At 41.9% G+C, this 13,071-nt stretch carries 10 protein-coding genes; 7 read left to right on the top strand and 3 right to left on the bottom strand.

The window, feature by feature from the left end:
• The 5 genes from BKM32_RS00560 (at window position 1) to BKM32_RS00540 (ending at window position 5,792) form a co-directional block, all read left to right on the top strand.
• Window positions 1-1,332: an acyclic terpene utilization AtuA family protein gene (locus BKM32_RS00560; RefSeq protein WP_076662051.1), complete on the top strand. Its 1,332-nt coding sequence runs from the start codon at window positions 1-3 to the stop codon at window positions 1,330-1,332.
• Between the two features lie 4 nt (window positions 1,333-1,336).
• Window positions 1,337-1,636: a hypothetical protein gene (locus BKM32_RS00555; RefSeq protein WP_053975480.1), complete on the top strand. Its 300-nt coding sequence runs from the start codon at window positions 1,337-1,339 to the stop codon at window positions 1,634-1,636.
• 22 nt (window positions 1,637-1,658) lie between these two features.
• Window positions 1,659-3,335, top strand: coding sequence for a carboxylesterase/lipase family protein (locus tag BKM32_RS00550; RefSeq protein ID WP_076662049.1), 1,677 nt, complete (start codon window positions 1,659-1,661; stop codon window positions 3,333-3,335).
• Between the two features lie 19 nt (window positions 3,336-3,354).
• Window positions 3,355-5,013 (top strand): carboxylesterase/lipase family protein, encoded by a 1,659-nt coding sequence (locus BKM32_RS00545; RefSeq protein ID WP_076662047.1) that lies wholly within the window; start codon window positions 3,355-3,357, stop codon window positions 5,011-5,013.
• A gap of 134 nt (window positions 5,014-5,147) precedes the next feature.
• The gene (locus tag BKM32_RS00540; protein WP_076662045.1) at window positions 5,148-5,792 is read left to right on the top strand and encodes a hypothetical protein; all 645 of its coding nucleotides are present in this window, start codon (window positions 5,148-5,150) and stop codon (window positions 5,790-5,792) included.
• 40 nt (window positions 5,793-5,832) lie between these two features.
• On the opposite strand, the gene BKM32_RS00535 is transcribed toward BKM32_RS00540, so the two are convergent.
• Genes BKM32_RS00535 through BKM32_RS00525 form a run of 3 tightly spaced genes read right to left on the bottom strand, consistent with a single transcriptional unit; the run spans window position 5,833 to window position 8,789 of the window.
• On the bottom strand, window positions 5,833-6,669 hold the full coding sequence (locus tag BKM32_RS00535; protein ID WP_076662043.1) for a TlpA disulfide reductase family protein: 837 nt from the start codon (window positions 6,667-6,669) through the stop codon (window positions 5,833-5,835).
• Between the two features lie 3 nt (window positions 6,670-6,672).
• On the bottom strand, window positions 6,673-8,019 hold the full coding sequence (locus BKM32_RS00530) for an exonuclease domain-containing protein (RefSeq protein WP_076662040.1): 1,347 nt from the start codon (window positions 8,017-8,019) through the stop codon (window positions 6,673-6,675).
• Entirely contained in the window at window positions 8,019-8,789 is a 771-nt protein-coding gene (locus BKM32_RS00525) for a LexA family transcriptional regulator (RefSeq protein WP_053975474.1), read from the bottom strand. The genes BKM32_RS00530 and BKM32_RS00525 overlap by 1 nt, the downstream gene beginning before the upstream one ends.
• Window positions 8,790-8,871: 82 nt before the next feature.
• Here BKM32_RS00525 and dinB point away from each other — a divergent pair, with 82 nt between their 5' ends.
• Complete coding sequence (gene dinB / locus BKM32_RS00520; RefSeq protein ID WP_076662038.1) at window positions 8,872-10,086, top strand: DNA polymerase IV; 1,215 nt, start codon at window positions 8,872-8,874, stop codon at window positions 10,084-10,086.
• 9 nt (window positions 10,087-10,095) lie between these two features.
• Window positions 10,096-13,053, top strand: a complete 2,958-nt coding sequence (locus tag BKM32_RS00515; RefSeq protein WP_076662036.1) for a DNA polymerase III subunit alpha — start codon at window positions 10,096-10,098, stop codon at window positions 13,051-13,053.
• The last annotated feature ends 18 nt before the right edge of the window (window positions 13,054-13,071 follow it).

Genomic DNA, 13,071 nt, shown 5'->3' with positions numbered 1-13,071 from the left:
ATGAAAACAATTAGAATTGGTAGCGGAGCTGGTTATGGAGGCGACAGGTTGGAGCCGGCCTTAACCTTAATGGAACAGGGAAATCTCGATTATATCTGCTTTGAATGTTTAGCGGAACGCACCATTGCCTTGGCTCAAAAAGAGAAAAAGGCCAATCCCAATAAGGGTTATAACCATCTTTTGGAATACCGAATGGAAAAAGTGTTGTCATTGGCCTATAAGCACAAGATCAAGGTCATTACCAATATGGGAGCAGCCAATCCAATAGCAGCTATGGAGGTGATAGCCAATATGGCAAAACAACAAGAGCTTAAAGGATTGAAAATAGCGGCCGTCTTGGGAGATAATGTCCTTGAGAATGTAAAAGAAGCACCTCATTTGGAGATTTTGGAGACAGGTCAACCTTTGAGTTCTATCAGCGATAGCATGATTTCAGCCAATGCCTATCTAGGGGTAGAAGGTATTGTTGAGGCTCTAAACAATGGAGCGGACATCATTGTAACGGGTAGGGTAGCCGACCCTTCGCTGTTTTTGGCGCCTATGGTATTTGAATTCAATTGGCAACTTACAGACACGGATAAACTTGGCAAAGGCACCATGATAGGGCATTTGTTGGAATGTTCTGCTCAGGTGTGTGGTGGTTATTTTGCCGATCCTCCTAAAAAGATCGTGCCAAATTTGGCCAATATTGGTTTTCCTTTTGTGGAGGTCAATGAGCATGGTGATGGCTTTATTTCCAAAGTGAAAGGCACAGGTGGACTTATCAATACGGCTACTTGTACCGAGCAATTGCTCTATGAAATTCATGACCCTTCCAAATATTTTACACCAGATGTGGTGGCCGATTTTTCAAAAGTAACATTTGAAGAAATCGACATGGATACCGTTCAATTTAAAGATGCCAGTGGACATCCTGCTACCAATACCTATAAGGTAAGTGTGGGCTATGTCAACGGTTTTTTTGGCGAAGGGCAAATCAGTTATGGTGGGGCCAATGCCTTGGCAAGAGCTAATTTGGCTATGGATACTATGAAACAGCGTTTGGCTGATTATGGGTTTGAAGATTTACGCTTCGATCTTATTGGGGTGAATTCATTGGCGCCTTTTAATGTGGAAGTTATGGAGGTTCCTGAAGTCAGGCTTCGTGTGTCCGGAAGGGCAGCTACTGCCGAACAGGCGAAACACATTGGCAGGGAAGTGGAAGCGCTTTATACCAACGGTCCAGCAGGAGGCGGTGGTGCAAGCCAAAAAGTAGAGGGAGTCATATCGGTCCTGTCGGTATTATCGCCTAAATCAGATATTAAAATCGAAGTGGTTTACACAAATATATAGCAAGATGAAACTTTGGGAAATTGCACATGCCAGAAGTGGGGACAAGGGAAATATAAGTAACCTGTCACTCATAGTATACAATCCGGAAGATTATAAAATCATTCAGGAAAAGGTAACCCCCGAAAGGGTCAAACAATGGCTGTCTAAGCAGGTGAAAGGAGATGTGAAACGCTACGAATTGCCGCAACTAGGAGCTTTGAATTTTGTGTTGAAAGAAGCTCTATTCGGAGGGGTGACCAGTTCCACAGCCCTAGATAAACACGGCAAATCCTTGAGTTCCTATTTATTGGAAATGGAAATTTAATACCAACAGAAAACTAAAGCGTATGTACTATAACAGAAGAAACTTTCTTAAGCTATCATCACTAGGTTTGGTGGCGGTTCCATTGATTCCACAACTTGTATTTCCTGGAACTTTTAATAGTTCTGATAATATTATAGCAAACACCGCTTACGGTAAAATAAAAGGGTACCATCAGGAAGGTGTTTCTATATTTAAAGGGGTGCCATATGCCGGTAAAGTATCAGGAGAAAGACGGTTTTTGACACCCGATAAGTTGAAGCCTTGGACCGGTATTAAAGATGCCACACAATTGGGCCCGCCTTCCATTCAAACACCTAATCAAACCTTCGGAATTAATGAACCGGCTCCTGCCGAAGATTGTTTGGTGCTCAATATTTGGACGCCTGAAACCGATTATAAAAAGCGCCCAGTAATGGTTTACAACCATGGAGGTGGATATAATAATGGATCTGGAGGAAGTGTCTATCAAGATGGGGCTAATCTGGCAAGGTATTATGATGTAGTGGTAGTGGAAACCAACCACCGTTTGGGATTGTTGGGCTTTCTTTATTTGGACCATTTAGCAGATGAGGACTATCAAGGTTCTGGGAACAGGGGAGTTCAGGATATTGCCATAGCCTTGAAATGGGTAAAGGAAAATATAGCAGAATTTGGAGGAGATCCTGATAATGTGATGATTTTTGGAGAGTCTGGTGGCGGTATGAAAACCACATGTCTGTATGCCATGCCAGAGGCAGCGCCGTATTTTAATAAGGCTTCCATAGAAAGTGGTCCTGGCGTGATTTTAAAAACTTCAGAAGATGCCGCCATTACAACAGACTTGGTTTTAAAGGAGCTAGGTATAGCTTCAAAGGACTGGAGAAAACTACTCGATCTTTCTGCTCAGGAATTGTTGCAGGCACAATTGAAAATACAGAGCTTACCAGCTCAGGGTAAAGTGCGGGGAGGCTTTATGGGAATAGGCGGTATTGGTACCAACGGATTTGGAGCCGTGGTTGATGGAACCGTGTTGCCTCATCATCCATTCGAACCTACAGCTGTAGCACTGTCAAAAGACAAACCATTGATGGTAGGTTGGAATGAGGATGAGTACATTTTCTTTGCGATGTTCGGAGGGGATACATCGGTGTTCAATCTTAGTGAGGCTCAGTTGCAGGAAAAACTAAATCAGGAGTTTGGAGACCAAGCAAATAAGATTCTAGCTGTTTATAAAGAAACCAATCCAGGAAAAACACCTTCAGAAATATACATCGCAATCCGCTCCATTCTCTTTATGGGTTTAGGATCGGTGCAAATTGCCGAGAAGAAAGCAGCTCAAGGAGGCGCTCCTGTCTACCTGTACAATTTTGGATATAAATCGGAGGTGAAAGTACCGGGTACCGATGTGGAGTTTGGTGCTATGCACGCTTTGGATATTCCTTTCAAATTCTACAATGTGGCACCCATGAAAGATAAATCGGGGAATGAAAGTACGGGTATGGCAGGAAATAGGCCAGAGCGTTTTCAAGCAGCAGATAATATGGCGAAGCTCTGGACCTCATTTGCCAAAAATGGCATCCCTCAGGCTGAAGGAATTCCATCGTGGGAATCCTATAATTTGAAGCAGCGACCAACAATGCGCATCGATGCTTCGTGTGAGATTATTTACAATCGTTTTCAAAAGGAAATAAATATGTGGCGGGAAGTCACAAAAAGCTAATACTAAATCGAAATCAATTATGAAAAGATTACAACAATTTGTCTTGTGTACAGCGGTCTTGAGTTTAGGACTTTCCTGTAGCCAACAGGCTGAAAAAACAACGCTTACGGCACAGGCTGATGAACAGCAACTGTTTATTGGAGATACCATTGCTATTGCCCATACCAAATATGGAAAGGTGCAAGGCTTCATACTTAGGGATATTTACAATTTTAGGGGCATTCCCTATGGAGCCAGTACAGCGGGTAAAAACCGTTTTATGCCACCACAGGAACCTGAGGCTTGGGAGAATGTCTACCCAGCATTATGGTGGGGAAATACCGCCCCGCAAATTATGGAGAATAGATATGCCAATGCGGCTTCATCATTTACCGATCACTGGAATTATGATGATGTAAGTGAAGACTGTTTGAAACTGAATGTTTGGACACCTGAAATTGGAAGTACTAAAAAACGACCAGTATTGGTGTGGTTGCATGGTGGCGGTTATACCAATGGAAACGGTATTGAACAAGATAGTTACAATGGTGAAAATTTAAGTCGCAAAGGCGATGTGGTTTTTGTGTCCATTAACCATCGTTTAGGACCTATCGGTTTTTCAGATCTATCTGGGGTAGGTGGCGATAAGTATGCGCATTCTGGAAATGTAGGTGCTTTGGATATGGTAGCGGCCCTTAAATGGGTAAATGAGAATATCTCTAATTTTGGTGGAGATCCTAACAATGTTACCATCATGGGGCAGTCTGGCGGAGGTGCCAAGGTATGTACGCTTACAGCCATGCCAGAAGCCAAAGGCTTGTTCCATAAGGCCGTGCCATTGAGTGGGTCTACGACTTCTGCAAAAAATCAGGAATCGTCCAGAAAAATAGGTGAGTATATCTTGCAAGAAGCAGGTCTTAAGGCTTCAGAGATTGATAAACTACAGGAAATTCCTTGGCGTGAGTATATCGATATTGCCAATCGTGCTACCAAGCGATATGTAGAAGAAAATAACATCACCGACTTTTTCAGAGGAGGATTTGGTCCTGTAGCGGATGGAATTCATATCCCAGAAGGCACATTTTACAGCGAAGCCAATGGGCTGTCATCAGAAGTGCCAATGCTTATCAGCAGTACCTTTCACGAATGGTCTATGTCTAGATATGTGCCCGGACTTGAGGACATCACCAAGGACAAAGCTATTGAAGGTTTAGCACAGCGAGCTGGATTTGGTGGCGGATTGGGAGATAAGGCCTCACCAGTTTATGAGGCTTATGAAAAATCGTTTCCAGAGGCAAAACCAGTGGAAATCATGACACTTATTGCCAGTAACCGAAAAGGCGTCGTGGAAACAGCCAATGCCAAGGCAAATCAAGAAGCTCCAGTATATGTAGCTTGGTTTGGTTGGGAACCGCCTTTGTTTGATGGAAAAATGAGAGCCTTCCACTGCTTGGATATCAGTTTTTGGTTCAATAACACAGATTTGATGTTTACCCATACCGGTGGAGGTGCTGAGCCGCGCGCCTTGGCCGAGAAAATGTCGGGTGCTTTGTTACAATTCATGAAAACAGGGAATCCAAACACGGCTGCTTTACCTGAATGGCCGACTTACACCTTGGAAAATGGCGAAACCATGCTTTTTGATGCAACCTGCGAGGTGAAAAACGATCCAGATAAGGAAGGACGCGAGCTTTTGTAAAATGATATGTTGAGGTCATTTAAAAGGCTTGTATAATGAGTTTATTTAAACGGGGAGATTCTTAGAGTCTTCCCGTTTTTTTTAATGTTGTTTTCAGGATTTATTTTATAAATTTAGTCTCAAACCAAGTACCCATGCAGAAAATCAAAGACTTTTGGCTGTGGTTTCAAGAAAACCAAGAAGCCTTTTATAATCTTCATAATAGTTCGGAGGTATCCAAGGCTTATTACAGTAATATGCTTACGGAATATTTAGAGCTTTTTGATGAATGTTTGGGCTTTGAAATTTCCCTGCCCAATGGTCCTTTTGATAGGGCGGTATTGACCTTGTCGGCGAATGGTAATCCCAATGGGGCCATGTATGTGGTGAATTTGATCAATGCGGCGCCCAATGTGCCAAAATGGAAGTTTCAGGCATTTTATCAGCCTAAACATGATTTGGAGGAATGCAAACAAGGGTTGGATGAGCCTTATGAGTTTGAAGGTTTGACCATCAAGGCTAGTGATATTAAATGGTTTCCTATGGATGATGAAGGTGCTTCTGGAAAATCAAACTTGATGTGTTTTGTTATGGGGTATAACGAGACAGTGAAAGATATAGGGGAAGAATTGTATTATAGTTTTATCCATACCATACTTCAGGATGTATTGGGAGAAGCAGCACTTTATAGGCACATCGACGGGATTTATATTGAGGATTTGTTGTTCAGTAACTTTCATCCATATGACATTCACGAATTACCGGATTATTTCGGTTTGGAGGTGAAAGTCTCATTATAGCTAAGAAGTGATGTGACATGCGCAAATATGGATTATGATTTTACATTGGAGAAGGAGGAGGAAGGTTTTCAATGGGGTTCTTTTCATTTTCAATAAATGAAATCATTTCAGAAGCCTTATTTACCACTTTTAATATTGTGCCATTTTCATCTACTATGATATGGGTAGGGAAGATTTGTAATTTTAATTTTTCTTTGATAAACTCTTGCTGATTGGCAATTACCTGATAGTTGAAATTGTTGCCCTCTAAGAAATCTTGCAATTCATTTTCTGAATCCAAAGCCAAGCTCAAGAAAAGTATGTCATTTTTTTGTTGGTATCTTTTAACCAATTCATTGAGTTCAGGAAATTCAGCAACGCAAGATTTACAATTTATAAACCAAGTCTTTAATATGATGGTTTTTCCCTTTGTGCTTTTGTTAGTATAGCGATTACCGTCGAGGTCTGTAAGGTCAAATTTTGGAAACGACTTTCCTTCCATTTTGAAGTGTTTGAAGTTTATGGATGACACACTTTTTATGGTGTTTACAATACTTTCGTTGGCGGTCGAATCCAGTTTGAAAAGTTTGTAAGTTTCAAATTGGGTATTGGAGTTCAACTTTAAAGGGATATAATTTCCTTTAATCAATTTTTCTAAAAATTGTTTTTTATCAATTGTATCAGAATGTTCATTTAAACCTTTAAAATTGGAAGATAAAGAAATGTTGTAGGAATGGTAAGTCCACCATTTTTTTAAATCGTGTTCTAACACATCAATAGTGATTTCGGGTTCAGTGTTTTCAATTTGTACATCAGCGGTTTCCTTGCTGGTATTCTCTTTGCAAGAGGTAATAGAGGTATGCAAAAGAAATATGCTAATTAGTTGTAGGGTTTTCATTTGTTAGTTGGAGTTGGTTGCTTTCAAAATCAAAGGTCGTAAAACCCGTTGGATATCTATAGTGTCTTTTTGCGGAATCAAAAAGGTTTCAAGATCTGAGCTGTGCATAATTTGTTCCGATTTATCCACAAAGCCATAACCTCTATAAGAACCGTTCTGAATGAGAATAAAGCTTTCTTCTTCAGGGTGTCTCCCCGTTTGTTTGATGACGATATCTTTAGTGGTGTTTTGTATCTGCTCGATAGCCTCGGTAACCCTTTGGTTGTATTTGGCAACAGTTTCTTCTTGTCGGCAAATACCATGGCAAGTGTGTATGGCGTAGTGGGAACATTCCGAAACACCTTCCTGTAAATGGCAGTATTTTGGACAGAGTTCGTAGGTTAGGCACAAAGTTTCCAAATAGCTTCTACATTCCCTAATGCCATGGAATATCTGAATGGGATTGGGTGCCGATTTTAGTGTGTTATAGGCTAAATGTAAAATGCCCTGACGGTCTTGATATGAAAATACAGCATAGCTTTTTGGTGGCCGTTTGGCCGCTTGGTTGTATGCCGGGAAATGATGTTTGATAGCCGCATCTTCCATTAATAGGGCAATGGTTTCGCTACCGGAAAGTTCAAAATCAATATCTGCAGTGTCTCGACAAAGATCCAGTTCTTTTTGGCTTTTGTTGTAGAAATGTCCCAAAACCCGTTTTTTGAGGTCTTTGGCCTTTCCAACATAAATAATTTTGCCCTTTTTGTTTTTGAAATAATAAATGCCTGGTGCATTGGGAATCCTATTGAAAACCTGACTAGGTAAATGGGGCGGAAGTGTAGCCTCTTTGGAGGTCTTTCGTAAAAAATCCTGAAAGACATTTTTCGATCCGTCTTGAGCCAATAACATTTCGAACAATATCACCGTGGCATCGGTATCTCCCTTGGCGCGGTGCCGATTTTGGATGTCTATATTGAGAGCTCTGCATAGTTTACCCAAACTGTAGGAAGCGTGCCCAGGCAATAGTTTTCTGGATAGACGTATGGTACAAAGTTTTTTTCTGTTGAAATCAATACCTAATGTTTTGAACTCATTCCGAATGATATTGTAATCGAAATTGACATTGTGGGCCACAAAAATGCTGTCTTGGGTAAAGTTTAAAATAGTCTCGGCAATTTCGGAAAAGGTAGGTGCCTCAGCTACCATGGCGTTGTCAATCCCTGTTAATGCCGTGATGTAATCGGGGATATAAGCCTGTGGGTTCACCAAAGTACTGTAGCTGTCAATGATTTTGGTGCCGTCATGCCGGCACATGGCAATTTCGGTGATGTTTTGACCTCCAGTGGTTTCAATATCGATAATGGTGTAGTGCATTATAGGGCTTTTTTAAGGGCTTCCAATTCCACTCCCAAACTGTTGAACATTTCCAAAATACTACTAATTTTTAGTTCGTGCGGGTCGTATTCTTGGGTGTTGATGCTACAGGTGAATTCCCAAAGTTCCAGGACTTCGTCAATAGGCACTTCATAGGGTTGGTATTGTGGATTGTCCGAAACCAACAACAAGGTGTTATTGTCCTTAATTTGGTCTTTTACCCGTTTGTACACCATTCCGTCATTTTGGGTCAACAAGATATATGAACGGCCATCCATGATATCCCGTCGGTCCTCAATAAATTTTCCCACCACATAACTACCTGGTTTCAGGGGCAACATAGAGTCTCCTTTTATAGGGAAGGCACGGTGCTTGCCGGTGGGTAAAAAAGGAAGCTTTATTTTTTCTAATTGCTCAATATATTCGGGGTCGTCATAACCGGCCAAATACCCGGCAGAGGTTTTTACGGGAACCACTTCAATCAAATCATCGCCCTCAGAGTTGATAGTAATGGGGAACAGTACCCGCTGGTTCCGTAGTTCAATAAAGGAATGTTCGCTCCCTTTGGTAAGGTCGTGCCGTACCAACACATCAATGGGCAATTTAAAATAATCCGAAAGTTTGATAAGTAGCTCAATGGGTGGGGCCGAACGCCCTTCTTCATACGAACTTACTCGGGATCGGGTAATACCAAGATCTTCCGCAAGGGTTTCTTGGGTAATGCGTTTAAGCTCCCGCAAATGACTGATATTTCTAGAAAGTGCTGTCATGGTTACATCGTAAAAAGGAGGTTGATTTTGTTTGCTACAAATATAAGCAATAACTGCTCAAATATGTAGCTAACTTTGCAAAATGAACAAAAATATTCTGCATTTGGACCTCGATACCTTCTTTGTATCCTGTGAACGCCTCATAGACAGTCGCCTTCAAAAAAGGCCCTTATTGGTAGGCGGAACGGGGGATAGAGGGGTTGTGGCTGCATGCAGTTATGAGACCAGACGCTTTGGTATACATTCAGGGATGTCCATGAAAGTAGCAAGACGGCTGTGCCCTGAAGCGGTGGTCATCCGGGGGGATGCTTCCATCTACACCAAACAGTCGCAAATGGTCACTGAAATTATAAGGGAAAGGGTGCCCGTGTTTGAAAAGGCTAGTATTGATGAGTTCTATGCAGACCTCAGTGGGATGGACAAGTTTTTTGGCAGTTATAAATATGCTACAGAGTTAAGGGGAACTATTATGAAGGAAACAGGTTTGCCTATTTCCTTTGGGCTTTCAGCTAATAAAATAGTATCCAAAATGGCCACTGGAGAAGCAAAGCCGAACAACCAATTGCGTATAGATCACGGTTTTGAAAAGCCCTTTTTGGCGCCCTTGTCCATTAAGAAAATACCTTCTGTAGGTGAAAAGACTTATCATACCCTGCGCAATTTGGGTGTCGATAAAGTGGCTACGGTACAGCAAATGCCTTTGGAAATGATGGAAACGGTATTGGGTGCCAATGGGCGGACTATTTGGAGAAGGGCGCAGGGTATCGACAATCCACCACTCATCCCGTTTCATGAACGCAAATCCATTTCCACCGAGCGTACCTTCAATAAGGATACCATCGACATGCTCAAGTTGCGAACTACCATTTTTGCCATGGCAGAAAACTTGGCCTTTCAGCTAAGGAAAGGGGAAAAGTTAACGGCCTGTATTGCGGTCAAGATTAGGTATTCCGATTTTAATACCCATACCAAACAGTTGAAGATTCCCTATACCAGTGCAGACCATGTTATCATTCCCAAGGTCATGGAACTTTTCGACAGGTTGTATGAACGTCGCTTGCTCATCAGGTTGGTAGGTGTTAAGTTCAGTGATTTGGTATCTGGGAATTATCAAATTAACCTATTCGATGATACTGAGGAAATGTTAAGACTCTACAGTGCCATGGACCATATCCGTAACCGCTTTGGGGAACTCAGTATCCAAAAGGCTGCTTCCATGGGGGCTAAAACCATCGGGCGCTTCAATAATCCATTCAATGGCGAGCCACCTATTGTATTGGCGCACCGCAACCAATAAAGAATTGTCGTGTATATCAATTGTCATACATATTATTCCTTGCGTTACGGAACGTTTTCCGAAGGAGAACTCTTGGAATTGGCCGTTCAAAATGGCGTGCAAGCAATGGCTTTAACCGATATCAACAATACCTCTGCCTGTCTAAATTTTATCCGCACGGCCAAAGCATATCATATTAAACCAATTGTGGGTATCGACTTTAGAAATGGCGTCTCACAGCTATTTGTAGGCTTGGCGAAAAACAATGAGGGCTTTAGGGAGCTCAACAGTTTTTTGTCTCAACATACTCGCCAAAACAAGCCGCTTCCTGAACAGGCGCCATGCTTTGCCAATGCCTTTGTGGTCTATCCTTTTGAACAGGTCATGCAAATGGAAAAGGAATCCTTTGCTGTTAACGAGTTCATTGGGGTCAGTGTCCAGGATTTGAGAAAACTGCCCTTTAGTCATTACAGGGAGTATAAGGATAAACTGGTCATGCAGCAGCAGGTTACCGTGAGGAACAAAAAGGATTTCAATGCCCACAGATTGCTAAGGGCCATCGATAACAATACACTGCTAAGTAAACTGCCGAAGTCTGAAGAGTGCAGTGAAAATGATAAAATGCTACCCTTAGACCAATTGTGTGAAGCGTTTCAAGAATATCCACATATCATTCAAAATACACAACAGCTCTTGGATGGGTGCAGTATAAACTTTGAATTTGGAAAAGAACGTAATTCCCAAAACCAAAGCCTGTATTTGGATAGTGCTGAAAAGGATTTCGAAATGCTGAAAGACCTCAGTTATCAGGGGCTTTCAAAGCGCTATGGAAATCCGTCCAAACAAGTATTGGAACGCTTGGAGGTAGAGCTCAATACCATTAGGAATATGGATTTTGTGTCTTATTTCTTGATCAATTACGATATTGTGAATTATGCCAATCAACAGGGCTATGTCCATGTGGGCAGAGGGAGTGGGGCCAATAGTATTGTGGCCTATTTAATTGGGATAACCGATGTAGACCCTATTGAGTTGGATCTTTATTTTGAAAGGTTCATCAATCCCTATCGGACCTCGCCTCCAGATTTCGACATTGATTTTTCATGGAAGGAACGCGAAGATATTACAGCTTATATCTTCCAAAGGTTTCCGCATACAGCCCTTTTGGCTACCTACAACACCTTTAAATACCGTGGCGTAGTAAGGGAAATAGGGAAAGTCTTTGGTCTGCCTAAGGAAGAGATTGATAAACTGAGTGGTGGTAAAGTGCCTCATGACCAATTGGACGACATGGCAAAATTGGTACTAAAGTATGGTCAATTGATAAAGGGGTTTCCCAACCATCTCAGTGTTCATTCCTGTGGCATTTTAATTTTGGACAGGCCCATCCATTATTACTCCGCTACAGACATGCCGCCAAAAGGGTTTCCAACGGTACAGTTCGACATGATTATTGCTGAGGATGTGGGCGTCTTCAAATTTGATATTTTGGGCCAACGGGGTCTTGCCAAAATCAAGGATGCCTTGGAGCTTATCAAACAGAATAATCCCAATCTACCTCCTATAGACATCACTGATGTGGAAAAGTTCAAACGGGATTCCAAAGTCAATAATCTTCTCAAACAGGGCAAGGCCATTGGGGCTTATTACGTAGAGTCTCCCGCTATGAGGGGGTTGATGCAAAAATTACAGACACAGGATTATTTGGGGTTGGTGGCGGCAAGCTCTATTATCAGGCCAGGAGTATCCAGTTCCGGAATGAAACAGGAATATATCATCCGTCAACGTCACCCCGAAAGGAGGAAGGAGGCCAATCCCATGCTACTCAATATTATGCCGGAAACCTATGGTATCATGGTTTATCAAGAAGATGTCTTAAAAGTGGCCCATCAATTTGCGGGGCTAAATTTTGGAGAGGCAGATGTGCTAAGAAGAGGGATGAGTGGTAAGTTCCGTTCGAGGGCCGAGTTTTTGGAAGTGGAGCAAAAGTTCATTGCCAATTGCAGGGAAAGGGGTTATCCCGATACTCTTACCATAGAGGTTTGGGAGCAGATAAAAAGTTTTGCAGGCTATGCCTTTGCCAAAGGGCATTCTGCTTCCTATGCTGTGGAAAGTTATCAAAGCCTCTATCTTAAATGTTACTATCCGTTGGAATTTATGGTAGCGGTGCTCAACAATGGTGGTGGTTTTTACAGCACCGAACATTACATCCACGAAGCCCAGATGTGCGGAGGTAAAGTACATCCTCCCTGTGTCAATACAAGCGACCATCCCATAACCATTCAGGGAGATAGCATCTACTTGGGCTTGGGCTATCTCAAACAATTGGAACACTATACTATAAGACGACTCCTTTCAGAACGCCAACTTTACGGGGCTTATAAATCCTTGGATGATTTTATTGACAGGGTACATATTAGTGTAGAGCAGCTGTCCATCTTGATTAGGATAGAAGCTTTTAGGTTTACGGGGCAGCCCAAAACGGAACTGTTATGGCAGGCCATGTTCAAACTCAATAAAAACAAGTTGAAGTCTTCTCAGGCATTGTTGTTTAAACCTGAGCACAAAACTTATAAACTGCCAAAGCTAAATGGCAATTGGTTGGAAAATGCCTATGACCAAATGGAGTTGTTAGGCTTTCCTCTCTGTGGGTATTTTGATTTGGTGGAGGAGACTTTGATGCCTCATATATTGGTTAAAGATTTTAAAAAGTATGTCAATAAACAGGTGTTGTTGTATGGTGCTTTGGTACATACAAGGTTTCATAAAACATCCCAAGGGAAGCGTATTCGGTTTTGTACTTTTATTGACAAGGAGGGGCAATATTTTGATACGGTACATTTTACAAAAGTGGTCGATTTGTATCCTATTCACGGCATTGGGGTGTATGCTTGCTATGGTACTGTCACGGAAGACCATGATTTTTGTAGTTTGGATATCCTGTGGAGTAGGAAATTGGGTTTAAGACAAGACCCTAGAAATATTTGAATTCAGGAAAAAGGAACA

The organism is Mangrovimonas sp. DI 80 (assembly GCF_001975575.1).
GTDB lineage: Bacteria > Bacteroidota > Bacteroidia > Flavobacteriales > Flavobacteriaceae > Mangrovimonas_A > Mangrovimonas_A xylaniphaga.
This window is presented reverse-complemented; position numbering and strand designations above follow the sequence as displayed.